Genomic DNA, 21,187 nt, shown 5'->3' on the forward strand with positions numbered 1-21,187 from the left:
TGATCGCACGTATTTGGGCAATGCCCTTCGTAAAAACCAGACCCTTCCTACGCGAAATTTATCGTTTCGCCAGCCCGAAGCACGCGGGTTTGCAGGACGCTTCCTAGAATGATTTGCCCGCTTGTACCCGAAATATCCTGTAGCTAATCTCCGCTCGTCACTGCTTGGCGGTGACCGGATTCAGTTGTCCGGATTCGCTGGGCGTGCGGTCAGGCCTGACCTGGGCAGAGCTTCAAGCTGCCCGATGCTGGCTGTGCGCAGGGCACTTTCGGGTGCGCCGATAACCGGCGGCCGACGACTGATCTGCGTGCAGCCGCCGTCCTGCTCGTTTAGTCGCGAAATGGTTGGCTCCCCACTTGAAGTCAGGAGTTTACCCATGGAAAAAAATCTTGCCGATCCGCCACTCAGCCTCACCTCCAGCAAACGGTTCACCGAGGATTTGCTCAAGGATCGCTCTGCACTGTGCCGTGCCGTCGACTCGCATCTGGCCGGTAAACAGGTCACGTTGGCGGGACAGAAACGCGTCTACAGCATCAGTGAGGACGTGACGCTGGAGGATGCCCAGTTGTATGTCGCCGATCTGCTGCGCTGCGCTTCGGTGACCGTCCATCAATGCGGCGATCAGCTCGGGGGCGCGGATCGAGCCATGGTGTTCTCGGTCTGGCATCTGCTGGAGATGGCCAAGGCGATGATGGATCGCTCGATCGATTGCCTGGGGGCGAAGCAGCCCTGAGACCGGGGCACCCGTCGCCGCCTGCGCTGGTGCCAGCGCAGGCGGCGTTTTTTTGCCGGCGAAAAAGCTTATAGTCCGCTCTCTTCCTCCGCCAAAAACAGCACCGATGATGAAGCAGACGCCCAGCGACCTCGAACAAATCACTGCAACCACGCTAGGCCATTACAACTCGGTGGCCGAGGACTTCCGCGAAGGCACCCGCGATCACGATGTCAGTCAGAACATCGATGCGTTGCTGCGGCATATTCAAGGCCAGGCGCCGTTTACCCTTCTGGATTTCGGCTGCGGGCCCGGGCGGGATTTGCAGACGTTTACGCGCATGGGTCACGTCGCTGTCGGGCTGGACGGTTCCGAAGAATTCGCGCGAATGGCCCGCGAGGACAGCGGCTGCGAAGTGTTGCAGCAGGATTTCCTCAAGCTGGATCTGCCGGCGGAGCGCTTCGACGGGATCTTCGCCAACGCGGTGTTGTTTCATGTGCCGTTGCAGGAATTACCGCGGGTGCTCAAGCAATTGCACGGAGCGTTGAAGCCGGGTGGGGTGTTGTTCAGCTCCAATCCGCGTGGGGATAACCGGGAGGGCTGGAACGGGCCGCGCTATGGCTCGTATCACGATCTTGAGGCCTGGCAAGGTTTGCTGACGGCGGCGGGGTTTGTCGAACTGGAGCATTACTACCGGCCAGCGGGGCTGCCGCGCGAGCAGCAGCCTTGGTTGGCGAGTGTCTGGCGCAAGTGTTGAGCCAGGAAGAACCCCTCACCCCAGCCCTCTCCCATTGTATGTACCGGACACATGGTAGACAGGTGTTCGGAGACATGGTGGACACTTTGATCGTTCCCACGCTCCGCGTGGGAATGCAGCCAATGGCGCTCTGCGCCACAGGGACGCGGAGCGTCCCGAGATTCATTCCCACGCAGAGCGTGGGAACGATCAAGACGCCACCGTCAGCCTGATGGCGATGAGCGAAGGGGCCGCTTTCACTCTGTTTCTTTTTGCGGCTCGCGAATCTTGTACCAGGCCACATACAGCGCCGGCAGAAACAGCAAAGTCAGCAACGTCGCCACCACGATCCCGCCGATCATCGCGTAGGCCATCGGCCCCCAGAACACTTCACGAGCGATCGGGATCATGCCCATGCTCGCCGCGGCGGCGGTCAGCAGAATCGGCCGACGCCGGTGTTCGGTCGCTTCCACCACTGCATCCCATGGCGCGTAGCCCTTCTGCTCGAACTCATCGATCTGCGTCACCAGAATCACCGAGTTGCGGATGATGATGCCGATCAACGCGAGAATCCCCAGAATTGCCACAAAGCCCATCGGCGTACCGGTCGGCACCAGCGCCAGCACCACGCCGATCAGCCCGAGCGGCGCGACGCTGGCCACCAGGAACATCTTCTGCACGCTGTGCAACTGAATCATCAGGAACGTTGCCATGAGAAACAGCATCAATGGCAAGACTTTGGCGATCGGTCCCTGGGCCTTGCCGCTTTCCTCGACGGTACCGCCGGTGGCGACCTTGTAGCCGACCGGCAGTTTCGACGCGAACGCATCAATCGATGGCTTGAGCAATTTCACCAGATCGGTTGGCTGGATCTCATCGCGCACCGAGGCCTTGATGGTGATCGTCGGCAAACGGTCGCGACGCCACACCAGCGGCTGCTCCAGTTCATAGCGCACGGTGGCGAACGCCAGTAGCGGAATCGAGGTGCCGCTCGGCGTGACGATCTGCAGGTTCTGCAGGGTTTCCGGCGTGCCGCGCTCGGAATCCACCGCGCGACCGACCACGTTGATCAGGTAGATATCATCATCGACTTGGGTCAACGGCGAGCCGCTGACGATGCTGTTCATCAGGTTCGCCACGTCTTCCGACGACAACCCGAGCTGGCGTGCCTTGTCCTGAGCGATGTCGATGCGCAGGACTTTGCCCGGCTCGTTCCAGTCGTAGATGATCTCGCCGATGTGCGGGTTCTTGTCCAGCTCGGTGGCCAGATCGATCGCGTGTTTACGCACCTGATCGACGTCCTTGCCGCTGACCCGGTACTGGATCGGACGCCCGACTGGCGGGCCCATTTCCAGGGCCTGAACGTAGCTGCCGATGCCGACGAAGTCCTTGTGCAAGCGCTCGCGCAGGCGCTGGCTCAGCGCTTCACGGGCCTCGAAATCCTTGCTGACGATGACCAGTTGCGCGTAGTACGGGTTTTGCAATTGCTGATCGAGGGGCAGGTAGAAACGGATCGCGCCCTGACCGATATAAGTGCTCCAGCGCACGATGTCAGGATCGCCCTTGAGCGTGGCTTCGAGCTTGTCCACCGCTTTGCGGGTTTCATCGATCGAGGCGTTTTGCGGCAGGTTCAGGTCGACGAGGATTTCCGGTCGGTCCGACGCGGGGAAAAACTGGTTCTGCACGAAGCGCATGCAGAACACCGCCAGCACGAACAGCAGTACGGTGACGCCGATCGCCCACCAGCGGTTGCGCATGGCCCATAACAGGCCGCCGTTGAAGGCGCGACCAATGCGACCCGGTTCGGCGTCATGCGCCTTCACCTTGTCGCTGAGAATATGCACACCGATGACCGGGGCGAAGAACACCGCCACCACCCACGAGACGATCATCGCCACGGCAATCACCGCAAACAGCGTGAACGTATATTCACCGGCGGAGCTGGCGTTGAGGCCGATCGGCACGAACCCGGCGACCGTCACCAGCGTACCGGTGAGCATCGGGAATGCCGTCGAGGTGTAGGCGAACGTCGCCGCCTGCTCCTTGCTCTCGCCCATTTCCAGACGCGTGACCATCATTTCCACGGTGATCATCGCATCGTCCACCAGCAGGCCGAGGGCGATGATCAGCGCGCCAAGGGAAATCCGCTGCATGGTGATGCCGCTGTATTCCATGAACACGAACACCATCGCCAGCACCAGCGGAATCGAGCACGCCACCACGAGACCGGCGCGCACGCCGAGGCTGATGAAGCTCACCACCAGCACGATGATCACCGCCTCGAACAAGGCGCTGGTGAAGCCGCCGACGGCTTCTTCCACCACCACGGCCTGATCGGACACCGTGTGCACGCCGACGCCCACCGGCAAATCTGCGGTGAGCTGGTCGATGCGCTCGTGCAGCGCTTTACCGAACTCCTGAACGTTGCCGCCCTTCTGCATCGCAATCGCCAGACCGATGGCCGGTTTGCCGTCGAAGCGAAATTCAGGCGTGGCCGGGTCGACGTAGCCGCGACGGATGTCGGCGATATCCGCCAGACGATAGAAGCGATCGTTGAGCTTGAGATTGACCTCCGCCAGATCCTTCTCCGAAGCGAACTGCCCCGACGTGCGCACGGAAATCCGCTCGGGCCCGGCCTCGATCACCCCGGCCGGCGTTACCGCGTTCTGCGACTGCAGGCTTTGCACCACCTGACGCTGATCGATGCCCAGCGCGGCGAGTTTGCGCGTGGAGAAGTTCAGGTAAATCGTTTCGTCCTGCTGGCCGACCATTTCGACCTTGCCCAGCCCCGGCACGCTGCGAATCTCGGCGCGGGCCTGCTCCACATAGTCGCGCAACTGGCGCATGGTCAGGCCATCGGCAGTAAACGCATAGACCGAGCCGAACACATCGCCGAACTCGTCGTTGAAACCGGGCCCTTGGATCCCTTGGGGAAACTGTCCGCGAATGTCATCGATCTTCTTGCGCACCTGGTACCAGATTTGCGGAATGTCTTCGGCGCTGGTGGTGTCGCGCAGATACACGTACACCGTCGATTCGCCGGGACGCGTGTAGCTTTTCACGTAATCGAGCGAGTCGAGTTCTTCGAGTTTTTTCTCGATGCGGTCGGTGACCTGCTTGAGGGTTTCCTCCTGGGTCGCGCCGGGCCATTTGGTCTGGATGACCATGGTCTTGATGGTGAACGACGGGTCTTCTTCGCGGCCCAGATTGAAATAGGAGAACACCCCCATGAGCAATCCGACGAACATCAGATACCAGACGAATGACTGATGCTTGAGGGCCCATTCGGAGAGGTTGAAAGAGCCTTTCATTGACTGTCCTCGTCAAGTTTTACCGATTGTCCGGGTTTGAGGCTGTTGACGCCGGCGCTGACCACGCGCTCGCCGTTCTTCACGCCGCCGGCCAGCACCACGCTGCTGTCGGTGCGGCTGATCACCGTGACGTCGCGGGGGCTGACGGTTTTGCTTTGCGTGTCGATCACCCAGATCCGCGGTTTGCCTTCGACCTCCTGCAACGCGGTGGCGGGCAATTCGATGCGCGGTTTGATCGCCGAACTGAGGGTCACGCTGATCGCCGTGCCGAGGCGAAAACCCTCCGGGGTGTCGGTCAGGGTCAAACGCGCCCGGCGGGTGCGTGTGGCGCTTTGCGCCTGCGGTTCGATTTCGCGGATGATCGCCGTGGTGTTGATGCTCGGGTCGAGTTGCGCGGCCACCGAAAACACTACGTCCTGCGGAATCTGATCGACCAGCGTATCGGGCAGATCGATCACCGCTTCCTTGATGTCCGGTTGGGCCAATGTCACAACTTGCTGGCCGGCAGTCACCACCTGCCCGGCTTCGGCGTTCCACGCGGTGACCACCGCTTTGTGATCGGCGCGCAGTTCGGTGTAGCCGAGTTGATCCCGGCTCTGGTTGACCGCCGCGCGCGCCTGGTCCAGCGAGGCCTGGGTGGTTTTCAGATCAGTTGTGGCAACGTCCAGTTGCGCCTGCGCACCGACGCCGCGATCGAACAGCGCCTGCTGTCGGCGCGCGTTGGCCTGCGCATTGATCAATTGCGCCTGGACCCTGGCCAGATCACCTTCGGCCGAGCGCAGCTGGTTTTGTTGGTCGGACGGGTCGAGGGTGGCGAGCAGCGTGCCCTTCTGCACTTCGGCGCCGACATCGACATTACGACTGGCAATGCGCCCGCCAACGCGGAAGCCGGTGTTGCTCTCGTAACGCGCCTGAATGCTGCCGGCGAAACGCCCGAGGTTTTCTTCACTCAACGCTTCGACCTTGACCGACAACACCGGGCGCACCGGTTCCGGCGGCGTTTCCTTTTCCGAGCAGGCGCCCAGCAGCAGCGCAAGGGATAACAGTCCGAGACGCTTCATGGCTGCGCTCCCGGTTGCAGGTCTTTGTAGGTGTTTTCGGCGATCTCGACTTTCATCCCGGGGTGCAACAGTTGCCCGCCGGCGACGATGACTTTCTCGCCGCCCTTCAAGCCCTCGCTGATGATTACCTTACCGGTCAGATAGCGCCCGACCGTGACCGTGTGCAACTGCGCCTCGCCCTTGTCGTCAACCATCCATACCGCCGGTTCGCTGATGTTTTTCGTCAACGCCGACCATGGCAGCTCTACCACCGACTTGCCCGAACCTTTCGCCGTGGCGCTGACCACCGAGCCGAGTTGCATGCCCGGCGGCAGCTTGTCGAGACTGACCTTGACCTGAACAGTGCCAGATTGCGCCGACACCGCCGGGGTAATTTCACGCACGGTGCCGGTGGTTTTGATCTCGGGGTTATCGAGCAGGCTGACCACGATCGAATTGTCCGCCGGGCGCTCGGCCAGCAGCGATTCATACACGTTGAACACCGCATCACGGTCGCCGTCACGGGCCAGACTGAAAATCGGTGCGGTGGCCTGCACCACTTGCCCGACTTCAGCCTGACGCTCGGTGATCACTCCGGGCGCATCGGCAATCAGTGCGGTATAGCTGAGTTGATCCTTGGCGTTGGCCAGTTGTGCCTGCGCGGCGCTCAGGGCGCTCTGGCTGCTGCGCAACGCCGCCTGAGCGGAATCGTATTCGCTCTGGCTGGTGTAGCCTTTGGGCAGCAGTTTTTGCTGACGGACGAAAGCTGCAGCGGCCTGTTTCACGCGAGCCTGTTCGGCGAGGACCTGAGCCTGGGCCGAATCGACATTGGTCTGCAGATCCTTGGGATCAAGCTTGGCCAGCACCTGCTTGGCAGTGACGCGGTCACCGACGTCGACCATGCGCTGAATGATCTTGCCGCCCACGCGAAATGACAATTGCGTCTGCACGCGTGCCTGCACGTCGCCAGTGAGGGTTACCGCTGCCGCGTAGTTCTGGGGTTGGACCTCTTGCACAAAGACCCGTGGCAAGTATTCCTGAGCGGGTTTCTTGTCGCCGCAAGCGGTGAGCAAGACCATGGCGCTCAACGCCATCAGCACTTTCAATCCGGGACCCGCCATGCACACTCCTTGGCCTTTAATGCTGCTGTCGAGACGATACGACTTCAGAGCTTAGAACAGGGTTCCGCGGTTGCGGGCGCCCAGCACAGATTTATCTCATTGCGGGTATGCTGCAAACGTTTTGCAGTCACCTGGAGAAGGATTTCATGCTCAACACCCTGGCGGTGGCGAACTACCGCTCGATCAACAAACTGGTGATTCCGCTCGGGCGCCTGAACCTGATCACCGGGCCCAACGGTAGTGGCAAATCCAACCTCTACCGCGCGTTGCGCCTGCTGGCGGAAACCGCGCAGGGCGGCGTGGTCAACGCGCTGGCACGCGAGGGCGGGCTGGACTCGACCTTCTGGGCCGGGCCGGAAACCATCAGCCGGCGCATGCGCAACGGTGAGGTGGCGATCGAACCGACGGTGCGTCAGGGCGTGAGGCGATTGCGCCTGGGCTTTGCCGGGGAGGACTTCAGTTATTCGATCGCCCTCGGTTTGCCCGAACCGAGCCGCTCGTATTTCGCCCTCGACCCGGAAATCAAACGCGAATGCATCTGGGCCGGCCCGCTGTATCGCCCGGCGAGCCTGCTGGTGGATCGCAACGGCCCGATGATTCGTGCGCGCGAAGGTCGTGGCTGGGATGTTCTGGCGCAGCACACGCCGAATTTCGACAGCCTGTTCGATCAGATCGGCAGCCTGCGCGGTTCGCCAGAGGTTTTCCAGATGCGCGAATTCATCCGCCGCTGGCGCTTTTACGACCACTTTCGCAGCGATGCCGAGGCGCCGGTGCGCCAGCCGCAACTGGGCACGCGCACGCCGGTGCTGCACCACGACGGGCGCGACCTGGCGGCAGCCTTGCAGACCATCATCGAAATCGGCGACCCCGAAGCCTTGCGCGCAGCGATCAGCGATGCCTTTCCCGGTGCGCGGCTGAACATCGCACCGCTGGCCGGTGGACGCTTCGCCATCGAGTTTTTTCAGGAAGGCTTGCTGCGGCCGTTGTCGGCGGCGGAGCTATCGGACGGGACTTTGCGTTATCTGCTGCTGGTCGCGGCGCTGCTGACGCCGCGACCGCCGTCATTGATGGTGCTGAACGAGCCGGAAACCAGTCTGCACCCGGACCTGTTGCCGGCGCTGGCACGGCTGATCATTCGCGCCTCGGAGCAGTGTCAGGTGTGGGTGGTATCCCATGCACGGCGGCTGATTTCAGCGTTGCAGGAAGATCCGGAGTGCAACTGCATCGTGCTGGAGAAAACGCTGGGGCAGACCGGGATGGTTGGCCAGCGGGTGCTGGACGAGCCGGCGTGGAACTGGCCTGACTAAGCGCTACAGCCAAAAGCCCCCTCACCTAGCCCTCTCCCGGAGGGAGAGGGGACTGACCGAGTTGTTTATGAGAACTACGTCGACCTGAAAATCTCGGGTCGAACTCAGGTTTGAAAAGCACAAAATCGGCTCCCTCTCCCTGGGGAGAGGGCTGGGGTGAGGGCAAGCCCCACCGCCGATCCCACAGGCAATCACCCCTGCCACTTGCCCCCGTCGACAATCACACTCTCAGGCCGGGTGTCATCGCTCAGCTCCTTGCGCACATACTGGTCATACAGCTTGAGCAAGTATTTCTCCTCGCCCAGTTTCGCCAGCTCGCTGTTGATCCAATCGCGCAATTCGAGATTGCCCTTCTTCACCGCCGGGGCAATAGGCGCTTCAGCTCCGAGTTTTTCCTCAAGCACGCGATAGCCCGGATTCTGCTTCGCCCAGCTGAACAGCACCAGATTGTCCTGCGCATAGGCATCGCCGCGACCGTTGGCCAGGGCTTGCAGCGACTCGGAATTCTTTTCGAACTTGAGCAGCTTCCAGTCCGGATGAGTCTTGGTCAGCCAGATATCGGCGGTCGTACCGGTGGTGACGATGGTGGTACGAGTCGCCAGATCATCGAGCTTCTTCACTGAACTGCCTTGGGGTACCAGAGCCTGCACCGCAACCTTGAGATTGGGATTGGTGAATTCCACCGCTTGCTTGCGCTCCGGGGTCACGGTCATGTTGGCGAGGATCAGGTCGACCTTGTCGCTTTGCAGAAACGGAATACGACTGGCCGGCTCCACCGCGACGAATTCGACCTTGTTTTCATCGCCGAGCAGATCCTTGGCGAATCGGCGGCCGATATCGGTATCGAAACCGACGTAACGGCCGCTCTCATCGACAAAACCGAACGGCGGTTTATCGGTGAACACACCAACAATCAGCTTGTCGCGGGCCTTGATCTTTTCCAGATAACCGGCCGGCGCCGCACTCTCGCTGGCGACTTTCGGTTTGGCCGGTTCTTCGGTTTTGCTGCAACCGGCCAGCAAGGCCAGGCTCAACAGGGGCAGTAACAAAGCGGCAGTTTTCATAGCAGTTCCAGTTCCTTGGTCGGATTCGTTTTTGGCAGGGTTGCCACGAAGGAGAACTTCTCCAGAAACTGCTGCGCGCGTGCGGTTTGCGGGTTCGTAAAGAAAATCTCGGGCGGGGTCTGTTCGAGGATGCGCCCGGCATCCATGAACACGATGCGGTCGGCCACCGCGCGAGCGAAGGCCATTTCATGAGTGACAATCATCAAGGTCATGCCTTCGCGGGCCAGGCCCTGAATCACCTGCAGCACTTCCTTGACCATTTCCGGATCAAGGGCCGCGGTGACTTCGTCGAAGAGCATTACCCGTGGGTTCATGCACAGTGAACGGACGATGGCGATGCGTTGCTGCTGACCACCGGAGAGCTGACGCGGGAAGGCGTCGCGCTTGTCCGCCAGGCCTACGCGCGCGAGCAAGGCTTCGGCCTGTTGCTGCGCTTCGCGGCGTTGGCGCTTCTGCACTTTGAGCGGGCCGAGCAGCAGGTTGTCGAGCACGCTCATGTGCGGGAACAGGTGATAACTCTGAAACACCATGCCGATCTGCTGGCGAATGTCGCGCCAGTCGGTGGCCTTGTCGAGCAGCTCGCGCCCGACAAATTTCAGGCTGCCGCTGTGGGCTTGTTCCAGACCGTTGAGGCAGCGCAGCAAGGTGCTTTTGCCACAGCCGCTGGGGCCAAGAATGACGATGACTTCGCCACTCTGCACGCGCAGATCGATGCCATCGAGCACCTGCTGCTCGCCATAGAATTTATTGAAGCCATGAAACTCGATCAGTGCGCTCATGCTTGCGTCCAGCGCCGCTCCAGCACGCGCGAGGCGGCCGACAGCGGGTAGCAGATAAAGAAGAAAAACAGGAACAGTGCGCCGTAAATCAGCACCGATTCGTAGGTGCGCTCGATAATCTGCTGGCCGACCTTGATCACATCGACGACGCCGATCAGCACCGCCAGCGAACTGGTCTTGATGATCCGCGTGTACACGTTGATGGTCGGTGGCGTCATGCGTTTCAGCGCCTGCGGCAGCAGTACGTAGCCGTACAGTTGCGCAGCGCTCAGACCGATCGACAACCCTGCCTCACGCTGGCCACGTGGCAATGAATGCAACGCGCCGCGCGCCACTTCGCCAACTTCACTGGCGCCCCATAGCGACAGCACCAGCACCGCACACCAGAAGCTCGGCAGGCTTAAGCCGAAGAATATCGGCAGGCCGAAGAACAGCAGGTACAGCCAGACCAGCACCGGAATCGCCCGAAACAACTCCAGGTACAGGCGCAAAATTGCGTTGAGCCAGCCGACGTTGAGCGTGCGCAACACGCCGTAGAACACGCCGCCGACCGTGCTGATGGCGATACTCAGAAACGAGATCGACAGCGTTTGCCCGGCGCCCTTGGCCAGTTGCGGCAACGACACCCACAGCAACTCAAGACCCGAACTGGCCATGCTGGAGCCTCCTTTCCAGACGGCTGAGCAACAGCGACAGCGGCAAAAACAGCAGCACGCAGATCAGCGTCAGCACGGCGAGCATTTCGTAGGTCTTGTAGTAGAGCGCGATGTAGCTCTTGGTGGTGTAGAGGATTTCCGGCACCGCCACCGCCGAGACCACCGTGGTTTCCTTGAGCAGAAAAATGAAATTGGCGAACAGCGACGGCAGGCTGAGAATGCCCGCCTGCGGCAGGATCACGTAGCGCAGCAACTGGCCGTGGGACAGGCCGATCGAACGCCCCGATTCGAGCTGCGCCTGCGGCACCGCATCGATGCCGGCACGCAACACTTCGGTAAGGTAGGCGCCGCCGAGAAAGGTCATGGTGATGATCGCCGCGGTGAACCCGGAGACTTTGATCCCCAATGCGGGCAAGGCGAAGTAGACGAAGAACAGCTGAATCAGCAAAGGCGTATTGCGCGCCAGCTCCACGTACAGGCCGACCAGTTTGCGCAGGTACGGCGTGCGAAACACCAGGATCGTCGCGTTGAGCAGCGCCACCAGCAACGAGGTGCCAATGGCGATCAAACCGACCTGCAGCGTCACGCCGACGGCTTTGAGAAACGCCGGCAGGGTGCTGAGGATAAATGCGTAGTCGAAAGTCATGCCGTGTCCTGACGTCGCTTGGTAAACGACGGTGAAGCAATCCATGGACAGCGGTTGGCTGTCCGGCAGGCACTGACTTTATAGGTATAAAAACCAGAATTTAAATACCGTTAACGCATATTGATATCACGCAAAAAACTATCTTGTCGGTTTGCCGGGAAGGAGTAAGAAGGCTATTTTCCTTTGCGCTGTAGGAAGGATCTTTTTTTAACGAAAGGCCTCCAAGGACGGGCAGCTTTTGGCCAGACTCCCTCGGCCAAACCACAACAAGGAAGATGACATGGACGTAAAAGCACCGCAGCGACTGGACCCGCAGGATATTTTGAAATTGCTGGTGGCGTTGCGCCGGGCGTTGAAGGCGCGGGTGGCCTGATCCCTTGCGCCGCTCGTTCCTACGCTCCGCGTTCGGCTCTTGATGGGACGCGGAGCGTCCCGGGCTGCATTCCCACGCAGAGCGTGGGAACGATCAGCGCGAGCCCTAAAATCAGCTGCACACACAAAAACGCCGAGGACCATCACTTGCCCTCGGCGTTTTCACATCAAATCAACGCTCGGATCAGAACGCCGGCAATACCGCGCCGCTGTACTTCTTCTCGATGAACGCTTTGACTTCCGGGCTGGTCAGCGCCTTGGCCAGTTTCTGGATCGCGTCGCTGTTCTTGTTGTCCTCACGGGCAACCAGGAAGTTCACGTAAGGCGAGTCAGCACCTTCGATCACCAGCGCATCCTTCTGCGGGTTCAACTCGGCTTCCAGCGCGTAGTTGGTGTTGATCATGTCCAGATCAACTTCTTTCAGAACGCGTGGCAGCAGGGCCGATTCCAGTTCCTTGAACTTGAAGTTGTGCGGGTTTTTGGCGATGTCTTTTGGTGTTGCCAGCGCGTTTTTCGGATCTTTCAGTTCGATCAGGCCAGCTTTCTGCAGCAGGATCAGCGCACGGCCGCTGTTGCTGCCTTCGTTCGGGATGGCGATGGTGGCGCCGTCCGGCAATTCAGCCAGAGTTTTGTACTTGCTCGAGTAGCCACCGAACGGTTCAACGTGTACGCCTTGCACGGTTACCGGGTACTTGGACTTGTCGTCCTTGTATTTGCCCTGGTTGAAGCTGTTCAGGTACGGCAGGGTCTGGAAGTAGTTGGCATCGAGACGCTTCTCGCCGACCTGCACGTTGGGTTGTACGTAGTCGGTGAAAACCTTGATCTCCAGATCCACGCCTTCTTTGGCCAGGGTCGGTTTGATCAGCTCAAGAATTTCAGCGTGCGGAACCGGGGTCGCAGCGACCACCAGTTTTTCACCGGCGTGTGCGAAAGAAGCAGTCAAAGCAGCCGCCAATGCGGTAAACAACAGAACCTTTTTCATGCAGTGTCCTTATCGAAAATCACGGTCGTCATCGACGACGGCATCTAATACGTGTGCCAGTGAAGTGATATCGCTGGCGTGAGGCGGACAATACCCGGATTTTTTATTCCCGGACAATAACGTTTATTCAGCTTCATATTCCATTTTGTTCATGTTGACGAAAGTGGCTATAACCCGTCGCTCAGGCGAATCAGCAAATCTTTCAAGGCTTTACGTTCTGCAGTGCTGCCGCCGATGTTGACTTGCGCAACCAGCCGTTCGATCTGCAGCTGCGGTCCAGACACCTCGGGCAAGTTCAGGTGCTGCGGCAGAATCTCTTCACCAGTGCTGACCAGCAGAGCAAAGTGAATGACATTTTCCAGCTCCCGCGTATTGCCCGGCCAGCTGTGCTGTTCGAGCGCATGCTGCGCGGCTTCGCTGATCAAGGGCACGGGCAGGTCGAGACGCTGGCTGTAGATGCCGAGGAAATACTCGGCCAGGGACAGGATATCGCCGGTTCGCGCGCGCAGTGCCGGCAGTTCGAGTTGGCCCTCGCTGAGATAGTGATAGAGCCGCTCGTGGAATTTCCCCGCATCGACAGCTTGCGCCAGATCGATGCTGGTCGCCGCCACCAGACGCACGTCGACCGGGCTGGGTTGATGTGCGCCGACGCGAGTGACTTCGTGATTCTCCAGCGCGGCGAGCAATTTGACCTGGATCGGCAGCGGCAAGTCGCCGATTTCGTCGAGGTACAACGTGCCGCCATTGGCCGAACCAAACCAGCCGGCGCGACTGCTGGCCGCACCGCTGTAGCTGCCGGCCGCGTAGCCGAACAGTTCGGCGTCGGCGTACGTCGGGCTGATCGCTCCGCAGTTCACCGACACGAATAGCCCGCTGCGATCACTGGCGCGATGGATATGCCGGGCGAGCAGTTCTTTACCGGTGCCAGTCTCACCGCGGATCAATACCGAGATCGCGCGTGGCGCCAGTTGCTCCAGTTCTTCGCGCAGTTGGCGCGAGCGTGGATCGACGAACACCAGTGCTTTGGCGCGAATGCTCAGCGGGCTTTTTTCCGCATCGGGAAAGGTCAGCAACGGCTGACCGAAAGTTTCGACACTCATGGCAGGCTCCCGCCCTGAACCGCCTGGCAGACGGGGGCGTTAAATGTAAAAGTCAGGCGCGACGGCGGGCGTGATGTTCCAGGCGATTTTGCAGTCGATAAAGATAGGCAAAACCCTGCTCCCAGCGCTGGTGCCCGGATTTGACATTGATATGCCCGGCACCGGCGAGAATCCCCGCTTCCGCGCCCCAGTTGCGCGCCAACTCCAAGGCGCGCGGCGCACTGACGGCAGCGTCGTTGTCGGAGCCGACGACCTGGCTCGGAAACGGCAACAGATCCGTGGGGATCGGTGCGAAATTGCGCAGTGCCGGTGAGCACGCAGGACGCTCCACATCCGCAGGGGCGACCAGCAACGCACCGCGAACCTGACGCAGGTATTGCAGCGGCGCGGTCGCCGCCCAATGCGCGACGGTGATGCAACCCAGGCTATGGGCGATGAGGATCACCGGCGTGCTGTCGGCGGCAATCGCTTCGGCGAGCGCCGCGACCCAGTCCTCACGGCGCGGCGTCAGCCAATCGGCCTGCTCCACCCGCGCGCTGTTCGGCAGGCTGTTCTGCCAGTGGGTCTGCCAATGATCTTCTGGCGATCCTTGCCAGCCCGGCACAATCAGGTAGCGGATTGATTCGTTGCGCATGGGAAGCTCTCCTGCGTCGTGTCTGTTCTCGGTCGAGTATAGGGACGGGAGTTATATTCGTTAAGGAATAAGAAGCTATTTATTAAGATCTGGATTGAATATCAGATTTTCGCTTGGCTTTTGTTTTTTCCCCCTCACCCCAGCCCTCTCCCGGAGGGAGAGGGAGCCGATTTGCGTGGGCTTTGAAGTTGCGTACGACTCGGTATTCCACGTCGGCGTAACTCTCCCATCCACCACGGTCAGTCCCCTCTCCCTCTGGGAGAGGGTTAGGGTGAGGGGCTCTTCTAGTCATATTCGAACAAAAAAAGGGCCGCACCCTGCCAAGGAAACGGCCCCGGAAAACTGTTGAATCTGTCACCGCGCAGTAATCACCGACAATTTGGTAATTCCTGCCCGCTCGATCGAAGCCATGGCCCGCGCCACTTCGCCGTAGTTCACCCCGTCATCGGCCTGCAACTGCACGCGCACCTCCGGGTCCTTGGCCTTGGCCGACTTGAGGTTGAATTCCAGCGAGTCCGGCTGAATCTCATCCTTGTTGATAAACAGCTTGCCGGCACCGTCGATGCTCACCACCAGCGGGTCCTTCTGCTCGACCGGCGCCACCGCTTCGGTCTTCGGCAGGTTGATCGGTATCGCGTTGGTCAGCAGCGGCGCGGTGACAATAAACACCACCAACAGCACCAGCATCACGTCCACCAGCGGCGTCACGTTGATCTCGCTGAGCACTTCATCCGTGTCTTGCGTGGAGAAGGCCATATCAGGAGGCCTCCTTCACTTTTGTCGCATTCCCCGGCGCAGAAACCTTGTGTGCGGTCGGGTGAATCAACACCCGGAACGCACTCTTCTGCGCCAGGCTGTAGAAGTCGTGGGCGAAGTCGTCCAGGTCCGCCGCGGTCAGTTTCAGACGGCGCAAAAAGTAGTTGTAAACCAGTACCGCCGGTACCGCGACGGCGATGCCCACACCGGTTGCCACCAGTGCCGCACCGATCGGCCCGGCCACCGTTTCCAGGCTCGCCGACCCGGCCGCGCTGATGCCTTTCAACGCTTCCATGATTCCCCACACCGTGCCGAACAATCCTATGAACGGCGAGGTGCTGCCAATACTCGCGACCACTGCCAGACCGGTTTCCAGCGAACGTCGCTCGCGGACGATCTGCTGGCGCAAGGCACGCTCCAGACGATCCTGATGGTTGATCGCCTGGCTCAGGTCATTGGCCTGTGGCGTCTCGCCCACCTGAATCGCTGCGTAACCGGCCTGCGCGACACGCGCCGCAGCGCCGGGCTGGGTTTCGCTCAACTCGGCGGCGCCATCGAGACTCGACGCCGCCCAGAAGCGTTTATGAAAACGCCGGTCCTGCGCCTTTAAACGGCCGAACTGCAAAGCCTTGAGCAATGCCAGCCCCCAGGTGGCGACGGAAAAAACCACCAGCAGCCAGATCACCGCGCTTTCGATGGATTCCAGTGGAGATGCCAGTAACGTCATGATGTATTCCCTCGTGTAAACGTTTCGCGCGAATTTGATTGCGGTTTAATGAATCTTGAAATCGATGGGCACGCTGACCCAGCCGTCCTGGGCGACATCGCCCTGCTTGGCCGGGACGAAACTCCAGCGTTTCACGGCGTTGAGTGCCGCATCGTCGAGCTGCTGGCGGCCGCTGCTTTTCTGAATCTGAATCTCGCCCGGTTTGCCACTGGCCAACACCTGCACGCGCAGCAACACCGTGCCTTCCCAACCGCGACGCTGAGCCAGCGACGGATATTCCGGTGCCGGGTTTTTCAGGTAAGCGGCGCTGGCCGAGGCTGGGGTGACCGGCGCCGGCACCGGTGGAGCGGGTGGCGCTGGCGCAGCGACCGGGGCTGCAGGTTTGGGCGGCGCTGGCGTTTGCTCGACGGCTTTGGGTGCTGGTTTGGGTGGCTGCTTGACCACTGGCTTGGGCTTCGGTACAGGTTTGGGCGGTGGCGGCTTCACCGCCAACTCGTCTTCCACCGGTGGCGGTGGTTCAACCACCGGCGCAGGAGGCGGCGGTACCACAACCGGCGGCGCGGGCGGTGCCGGACGGGAAAACTCGATGGTCATCGGCGGAATTTCCGGCGGCACGATGGGCAGCGCGGGGGTCGGATGCTGATTGATCCAGTAGATCACCGCGCCATGCACCACCAACGCCAGCACCGCGAGCAAAACGGTTTCGCGGCGACTCAGAATGCCCTTGGGCGCACGCTGCAAACGCAGCTGCCCCAACGGCACACGATGTGGCCGGCCGATGTCGATCAGTGCGCCACCCGGCGTTTGCCGCCACAGCCATTCCCCTGCGCTGGCGGCGCTCTGGACATTGCCCATTGTTTGACTCCCTGCGATCTTTTTACGGTTCTTGCACATCAGCTGAACAACCGTTTGTTGAACCCCCACGGTTGAGCGCTGGGTGAATCATTGGGCTTGCTGCTTATCTCCGAAAGTAATCTTTAATGTTATGGATAGGTCCGTATGGAATATGAAAAACGATCATTTTCGCCAAAGCCTTGCGCCACGCGGGCTGCAGCGAGGCGTAAAAATTGCATGCCTTGCCGGCATTCAAAGTATTCATTCAGCGCATCGGATTCAGCTGACCTGGTTTCAAAGGACAGGACCAAAACAGCATTGTTAGTTCAAAAATTACACCCATCCGAGCAACAAAAAGGCCGATACACTTTCGTGCACCGGCCTTTTGTTTGATCAGCTGTTATTGTTTGATGAATTCTCCCGCCAGACCTACCACATCACCATCAAAGTTCGTGCGCGAGCCAACTGCGCGAACTTTCGAATAATTGTGATCTGGCGAAAACAATGTCCATGCCTGATAACCCGAGCCCTCGTTCAAAGCTGCGAAGGTGATTACCGTAGGCTGCCCCGTGCTGTTCTGGAAATGGTAATGGCCATACGCGATGTCGTAGTTCACGCCGTTCTGGCTGAATTTCCCGCTGAATGTGCCGTTGGAATCGTTGCCATCGGTAATTGTCAGCTTGGCGCCCGCGTTGGCGTTTACATAATTGCCATTGATGCTCGACATGATGCGACTTCCTTTATCGTTTAAATGGGTATCTTCCGATGAGAGCAAGTTTCTTTCCTGGAAACTCGCGACACAGATCATGGTTCGACATTGATTGATTGTCCACGGGAGAAACTAACTGAATCGGCATAAACACTATTCAAGAGACGTCTAAGTTATTGCGAAATAACTGTAAGCATATTCCGATTGGTTACGATCAAAAATCATAACGCCCGGTAACCCCAAGCGTACGCGGCGTGCCGAGCAGTCCTTCATAACCGCCATTGCCGCCCGTCCAGAGGGTCGTGTAATAGGTTTTGTCGAAGGCGTTTTTCAGCCACAACGAAATATCCCACTGACCTTGATTGAAGTCGCCACGCAAGCCTGTGGAAAAGTTGACCACGGCATAACTGGGGATCTGCCCGTAATCGGAATCCTCCACCGTGCCCACGGCTTTGGAGCGGAACGCATAGCTGCCAGTGACATAAGGTTCGAAGCCGTTATCCAGATTCCATTTGTATTCGCCGTTGGCATTGCCGATCCATTTCGACGCGCCAACCACTTGATGGCCGCTGAGGTCGCACGAGGCCGGCGCACCCGGTGCCTGGCTGACTTCCGGCGGGCACGGCGCATCTTTGTAGGAGAGATAGCTGACGTCGTTGTACGAGCCGTTGAAGTTCAGCGTCAGGCCACGCAGCGGCATCACGGTGCTTTCAAATTCGATGCCGCGCGAGCGCACGGAACCGGCATTCGTCAGGTATTGCACACGGTTGTCGGCGTCATAGGCGTTGGTCTGGTAGGCGTTGACCTGGGTCCAGAACACGTTGGCGTTGAGCTGCAAACGGTGATCCCACAAAGTGCTTTTGAAACCGAGCTCGGCGTTGTTCGCCCGTTCGGTGCCGATCAGCAGCGAGTCGGCACCCGCGGTTGGCGCAGAGCCGACTGCAAGGTTGACCCCGCCGGACTTTTCGCCGTGGGACAACGTCGCGTAGCCCAGCACGTCATCGGTGATGCGATAGCTGAGATTGAGCAGCCCCGAAGGGCTGGAGCTGTACTGATTCAAGTCACCGGAATCGTAGGCGCCGGCGCGGCCTCGGCGCGCATTGGCCGCCGCGCCGGCCACGGCCGCACCGCCAACCGGGGCATTGCGGTTGACCCAGGCATTTTTCTCTTCGTAGGTGCCGCGTACCCCGGCGGTGAAATCCAGCCGCTCGGTCAGGTGCCAGGTGCCTTGGGCAAACAGGGCAAAGCTGTCGGTCTTGATGTGGCCCTTGCCGACGCTGGTGACATTGGCCAGCGCACCCGCCGGCGTGCCGTTCCAGATGTCTGCCTGCGGGCCGTAATAAGCGAAGGATTTGTTGTCCAGATCGGAACCGAAATAGTAGGCACCGACCACGTAGTCGAAGAATTCCCCCTTGGGCGAGGCGAGGCGAAATTCCTGTGAATACTGTTTGTCTTCCACCGACACCCCGGCGTTGTAACTGGCCGGCACGTTGAGGCCGTCGTCGTTGCGCGGGGTGAAATTCCAGAAGCGATAAGAGCTGACCGAGGTCAGGGTGAAATCGCTTGGCAACGTCCAGTTGGCTTCCACCGAAGTGCCGCCCTGATGCACGGTGACGTGCTGATCGTTGTCCAGATTGACCTTGCGGTGCGTACCGTTGACCAGCGTTGCACCCGCCGCGTTGGCGCGCGATTGATAGAGGTTGACGCCGTTGATGGTAGGCCCGGTGTTGTACAACACGCGGGTGCCCGCGCTGGAGTCCTCTTCGTTGTAATCGCCGATCCAGCGCAGGTTGAAATTTTCGTTGGGCTTGAACAGCAGTTGCGCGCGAAAGCCTTCGCGCGAGCCGCCATTCAGGTCATGGCCGTCGTATTCGTTCTTGATGTCGCCGTCGCTGCGCGTGCGATACGCGGAAAAACGCCCGGCCAGTTGCTCATTCAGCGGCCCGGAAATCGTGCCCTTGGTCTGGAAATAACCGTCCTCGCCAACCGAGGTTTCAATGCTGCGCTCAGGGGTAAAGGTCGGCGCACGGGTGCTGATGTTGATCACCCCGGCGGTGGTGTTTTTACCGAACAGCGTGCCCTGCGGCCCGCGCAACACTTCGAGCTGTTCGATGTCCATCAAGTCGAACACCGCCATTCCCGGGCGGCCCAGATAAACGTTGTCGATGTACAGACCGACGCTGCCTTCAAGACCATCACTGGCCGGATTGTTACCCAGACCGCGAATCGACACGCTGGACTGCCGCGCATGCATATAGGCGACGTTGACGCTGGGCACCAGTTGCTGCAGATCCTGAATCCGATAGACCCGTTGCGTCTCCAGATTCTGCCCACTGACCACACTCATTGGCGTCGGTACATCCTGCGAACTTTCCTCGCGACGACGGGTAGTCACGGTCACGGTTTCCAGCTGCGAACTGCTCGCCGCCGCTTTGCCTGCGGCGACCGGCACCGGGGTTTCGGCTTCGGCGGCGTAGCCGTGAGTCCAGCTCGCGCTGCCGGCGAGAAGCAAGGCCAGAGGCAGCCGCTTGAGCCGTCGGGGTGGTTGTGTTGACGCGTGTTTCAACGGACTCATGGCGCGGCTCCTGGTCAAAAAATACACAGGCTTCATCAGCGTTGTATATTCCTTTAAGTTATTTATTTATGGATTTACAAATATTTACTGCATAAGAGATTGCCTTTATAAGGAGTCGACCTAATGCATATCCAATGCATTTCCCGGATATTTTTTATGTGAAAAATGCATATCGACCTGCGCCAACTTCGTCACTTCATCGCCCTGGCTGAACAACGCAGCTTTGTTGCCGGCGCGCAGGCGGTGAACCTGTCGCAGTCGGCGTTCAGCCGCAGCATTCAGGCGCTGGAACACAGCGTCGGCTGTCAGTTGGTTGATCGCGGGCGCAAGGAATTGCCGCCGACCAAACAGGGCCAGGTACTGCTAGAACATGCGCGGCGGCTGGTCAGTGGCGCGCAGCAAATGGCCAACGAGATCAGCCAGTTCAACGGGCTTGAGGCTGGGGAATTGCGCTTCGGTTGTGGGCCAGCGCCGGCGGCAGGTTTGATTCCTCGGGCGATTGGCAGCTTCATCGGGCGCTATCCGAAAGCGCGGGTGCAGTTTCAGGTCGATGACTGGCAGAGCCTGAGCAAGCGACTGATGAGTGAGGAATTCGAATTCTTTGTCGCCGATACACGCTACTTCGAGGCGGATCCGGATTATCTGACGCACCGATTGCGACCGCGAAAATGGCATTTCTGTTGCCGCGCAAGGCATCCGCTGGCGCCGTTTGAACGCGTCAGCGCCGAGCAGTTGATGAGTTATCCACTGGCAGTGAGCATTCGTCCGCCGAACCTGCGCAAAGTCATCGTCGACCTCAGCGGCCGGGCGGATTTCACCCCGAGCGTTGAATGTGAAAACAGTACGAGCCTGCTCAGCGTGGTGCTGCGTTCGGACGCGATCGGGATTGTCGGGGCCTATTCCGACGCGTTGCATCTGGCCAAGGGTGAGCTGGTGTGTCTGAAGATCGAAGGATTGGCTGACGATCTTGAGGAGCTGTATACCCGCTACGGGATCGTCAGCCGCGCCGGGTATCGGTTATCGCCGCTGGCCGAGGCGATGATCGAGCAGATCAAGGCGATTGATGCGGTGGATGAAGAAGTCTGTTCACTTGAGAATCTTGCTGTCTGATCCACAGCTATCGCGA

The 21,187-nt window shown here is 59.8% G+C and carries 19 protein-coding genes; 4 read left to right on the plus strand and 15 right to left on the minus strand.

Translation table 11 applies throughout. The features are described 5' to 3' along the window. Positions 1–376: 376 nt before the first annotated feature. On the plus strand, positions 377–733 hold the full coding sequence (locus M0746_RS24515; RefSeq protein ID WP_258450918.1) for a DUF6124 family protein: 357 nt from the start codon (positions 377–379) through the stop codon (positions 731–733). A gap of 109 nt (positions 734–842) precedes the next feature. Then, positions 843–1,469: a class I SAM-dependent methyltransferase gene (locus tag M0746_RS24520; RefSeq protein ID WP_258450919.1), complete on the plus strand. Its 627-nt coding sequence runs from the start codon at positions 843–845 to the stop codon at positions 1,467–1,469. 236 nt (positions 1,470–1,705) lie between these two features. Here the strand turns inward: M0746_RS24520 and M0746_RS24525 are convergent, their stop codons facing one another. From M0746_RS24525 to M0746_RS24535, 3 genes are read right to left on the minus strand one after another with little or no spacing between them, the layout of a single operon-like run. Continuing rightward, positions 1,706–4,759 (minus strand): efflux RND transporter permease subunit, encoded by a 3,054-nt coding sequence (locus tag M0746_RS24525; RefSeq protein WP_258450920.1) that lies wholly within the window; start codon positions 4,757–4,759, stop codon positions 1,706–1,708. Further along, positions 4,756–5,820: an efflux RND transporter periplasmic adaptor subunit gene (locus tag M0746_RS24530; RefSeq protein WP_258450921.1), complete on the minus strand. Its 1,065-nt coding sequence runs from the start codon at positions 5,818–5,820 to the stop codon at positions 4,756–4,758. Before M0746_RS24530 ends, M0746_RS24525 begins: the two co-directional genes overlap by 4 nt. Next, positions 5,817–6,920, minus strand: coding sequence for an efflux RND transporter periplasmic adaptor subunit (locus M0746_RS24535; RefSeq protein ID WP_258450922.1), 1,104 nt, complete (start codon positions 6,918–6,920; stop codon positions 5,817–5,819). The genes M0746_RS24530 and M0746_RS24535 overlap by 4 nt, the downstream gene beginning before the upstream one ends. A 146-nt stretch (positions 6,921–7,066) precedes the next feature. Between M0746_RS24535 and M0746_RS24540 the strand changes: the two genes are divergently transcribed. After that, positions 7,067–8,227, plus strand: a complete 1,161-nt coding sequence (locus M0746_RS24540; RefSeq protein ID WP_258450923.1) for an AAA family ATPase — start codon at positions 7,067–7,069, stop codon at positions 8,225–8,227. 191 nt (positions 8,228–8,418) lie between these two features. Here the strand turns inward: M0746_RS24540 and M0746_RS24545 are convergent, their stop codons facing one another. From M0746_RS24545 to M0746_RS24600, 12 genes are all read right to left on the minus strand, one after another. Continuing rightward, positions 8,419–9,291 carry a transporter substrate-binding domain-containing protein gene (locus M0746_RS24545; protein WP_258450924.1) on the minus strand — a complete coding sequence of 291 codons (873 nt, stop codon included), beginning with the start codon at positions 9,289–9,291 and terminating at the stop codon, positions 8,419–8,421. Beyond that, positions 9,288–10,070, minus strand: coding sequence for an amino acid ABC transporter ATP-binding protein (locus tag M0746_RS24550; RefSeq protein WP_258450925.1), 783 nt, complete (start codon positions 10,068–10,070; stop codon positions 9,288–9,290). Before M0746_RS24550 ends, M0746_RS24545 begins: the two co-directional genes overlap by 4 nt. Further along, on the minus strand, positions 10,067–10,726 hold the full coding sequence (locus M0746_RS24555) for an amino acid ABC transporter permease (RefSeq protein ID WP_258450926.1): 660 nt from the start codon (positions 10,724–10,726) through the stop codon (positions 10,067–10,069). The genes M0746_RS24550 and M0746_RS24555 overlap by 4 nt, the downstream gene beginning before the upstream one ends. After that, positions 10,707–11,372, minus strand: coding sequence for an amino acid ABC transporter permease (locus M0746_RS24560; RefSeq protein WP_258450927.1), 666 nt, complete (start codon positions 11,370–11,372; stop codon positions 10,707–10,709). Before M0746_RS24560 ends, M0746_RS24555 begins: the two co-directional genes overlap by 20 nt. 556 nt (positions 11,373–11,928) lie before the next feature. Continuing rightward, positions 11,929–12,726, minus strand: coding sequence for a MetQ/NlpA family ABC transporter substrate-binding protein (locus M0746_RS24565; RefSeq protein ID WP_258450928.1), 798 nt, complete (start codon positions 12,724–12,726; stop codon positions 11,929–11,931). A 167-nt stretch (positions 12,727–12,893) separates the two neighbouring features. Further along, on the minus strand, positions 12,894–13,826 hold the full coding sequence (locus M0746_RS24570) for a sigma 54-interacting transcriptional regulator (RefSeq protein WP_258450929.1): 933 nt from the start codon (positions 13,824–13,826) through the stop codon (positions 12,894–12,896). A gap of 52 nt (positions 13,827–13,878) precedes the next feature. Then, positions 13,879–14,460, minus strand: coding sequence for an alpha/beta hydrolase (locus tag M0746_RS24575; RefSeq protein ID WP_258450930.1), 582 nt, complete (start codon positions 14,458–14,460; stop codon positions 13,879–13,881). 354 nt (positions 14,461–14,814) lie between these two features. After that, the gene (locus M0746_RS24580; protein WP_258450931.1) at positions 14,815–15,216 is read right to left on the minus strand and encodes an ExbD/TolR family protein; all 402 of its coding nucleotides are present in this window, start codon (positions 15,214–15,216) and stop codon (positions 14,815–14,817) included. Between the two features lies 1 nt (position 15,217). Continuing rightward, the gene (locus M0746_RS24585) at positions 15,218–15,943 is read right to left on the minus strand and encodes a MotA/TolQ/ExbB proton channel family protein (protein ID WP_258450932.1); all 726 of its coding nucleotides are present in this window, start codon (positions 15,941–15,943) and stop codon (positions 15,218–15,220) included. A gap of 45 nt (positions 15,944–15,988) precedes the next feature. Further along, positions 15,989–16,798, minus strand: a complete 810-nt coding sequence (locus M0746_RS24590) for an energy transducer TonB (protein WP_258450933.1) — start codon at positions 16,796–16,798, stop codon at positions 15,989–15,991. Positions 16,799–17,177: 379 nt separating this feature from the next. Next, positions 17,178–17,504, minus strand: a complete 327-nt coding sequence (locus M0746_RS24595) for a hypothetical protein (protein ID WP_258450934.1) — start codon at positions 17,502–17,504, stop codon at positions 17,178–17,180. A gap of 196 nt (positions 17,505–17,700) precedes the next feature. After that, positions 17,701–20,061 (minus strand): TonB-dependent receptor, encoded by a 2,361-nt coding sequence (locus M0746_RS24600; protein WP_258450935.1) that lies wholly within the window; start codon positions 20,059–20,061, stop codon positions 17,701–17,703. A 165-nt stretch (positions 20,062–20,226) separates the two neighbouring features. Here M0746_RS24600 and M0746_RS24605 point away from each other — a divergent pair, with 165 nt between their 5' ends. Further along, positions 20,227–21,171 carry a LysR family transcriptional regulator gene (locus M0746_RS24605; protein WP_258450936.1) on the plus strand — a complete coding sequence of 315 codons (945 nt, stop codon included), beginning with the start codon at positions 20,227–20,229 and terminating at the stop codon, positions 21,169–21,171. Positions 21,172–21,187 lie beyond the last annotated feature (16 nt).

Origin of the sequence: Pseudomonas sp. S11P7 (genome assembly GCF_023195435.1) — a bacterium.
Lineage (GTDB): Bacteria > Pseudomonadota > Gammaproteobacteria > Pseudomonadales > Pseudomonadaceae > Aquipseudomonas > Aquipseudomonas fluorescens_G.

What these genes read in the sequence shown, in the direction of transcription:
- M0746_RS24550 (WP_258450925.1), bottom strand. Translation starts at nt 10,070, where the DNA reads ATGAGCGCACTGATCGAGTTTCATGGCTTCAATAAATTCTATGGCGAG.
- M0746_RS24590 (WP_258450933.1), bottom strand. Translation starts at nt 16,798, where the DNA reads ATGGGCAATGTCCAGAGCGCCGCCAGCGCAGGGGAATGGCTGTGGCGG.
- M0746_RS24545 (WP_258450924.1), bottom strand. Translation starts at nt 9,291, where the DNA reads ATGAAAACTGCCGCTTTGTTACTGCCCCTGTTGAGCCTGGCCTTGCTG.
- M0746_RS24535 (WP_258450922.1), bottom strand. Translation starts at nt 6,920, where the DNA reads ATGGCGGGTCCCGGATTGAAAGTGCTGATGGCGTTGAGCGCCATGGTC.
- M0746_RS24540 (WP_258450923.1), top strand. Translation starts at nt 7,067, where the DNA reads ATGCTCAACACCCTGGCGGTGGCGAACTACCGCTCGATCAACAAACTG.
- M0746_RS24605 (WP_258450936.1), top strand. Translation starts at nt 20,227, where the DNA reads ATGCATATCGACCTGCGCCAACTTCGTCACTTCATCGCCCTGGCTGAA.
- M0746_RS24555 (WP_258450926.1), bottom strand. Translation starts at nt 10,726, where the DNA reads ATGGCCAGTTCGGGTCTTGAGTTGCTGTGGGTGTCGTTGCCGCAACTG.
- M0746_RS24580 (WP_258450931.1), bottom strand. Translation starts at nt 15,216, where the DNA reads ATGGCCTTCTCCACGCAAGACACGGATGAAGTGCTCAGCGAGATCAAC.
- M0746_RS24525 (WP_258450920.1), bottom strand. Translation starts at nt 4,759, where the DNA reads ATGAAAGGCTCTTTCAACCTCTCCGAATGGGCCCTCAAGCATCAGTCA.
- M0746_RS24520 (WP_258450919.1), top strand. Translation starts at nt 843, where the DNA reads ATGAAGCAGACGCCCAGCGACCTCGAACAAATCACTGCAACCACGCTA.
- M0746_RS24575 (WP_258450930.1), bottom strand. Translation starts at nt 14,460, where the DNA reads ATGCGCAACGAATCAATCCGCTACCTGATTGTGCCGGGCTGGCAAGGA.
- M0746_RS24585 (WP_258450932.1), bottom strand. Translation starts at nt 15,943, where the DNA reads ATGACGTTACTGGCATCTCCACTGGAATCCATCGAAAGCGCGGTGATC.
- M0746_RS24595 (WP_258450934.1), bottom strand. Translation starts at nt 17,504, where the DNA reads ATGTCGAGCATCAATGGCAATTATGTAAACGCCAACGCGGGCGCCAAG.
- M0746_RS24600 (WP_258450935.1), bottom strand. Translation starts at nt 20,061, where the DNA reads ATGAGTCCGTTGAAACACGCGTCAACACAACCACCCCGACGGCTCAAG.
- M0746_RS24515 (WP_258450918.1), top strand. Translation starts at nt 377, where the DNA reads ATGGAAAAAAATCTTGCCGATCCGCCACTCAGCCTCACCTCCAGCAAA.
- M0746_RS24570 (WP_258450929.1), bottom strand. Translation starts at nt 13,826, where the DNA reads ATGAGTGTCGAAACTTTCGGTCAGCCGTTGCTGACCTTTCCCGATGCG.
- M0746_RS24560 (WP_258450927.1), bottom strand. Translation starts at nt 11,372, where the DNA reads ATGACTTTCGACTACGCATTTATCCTCAGCACCCTGCCGGCGTTTCTC.
- M0746_RS24565 (WP_258450928.1), bottom strand. Translation starts at nt 12,726, where the DNA reads ATGAAAAAGGTTCTGTTGTTTACCGCATTGGCGGCTGCTTTGACTGCT.
- M0746_RS24530 (WP_258450921.1), bottom strand. Translation starts at nt 5,820, where the DNA reads ATGAAGCGTCTCGGACTGTTATCCCTTGCGCTGCTGCTGGGCGCCTGC.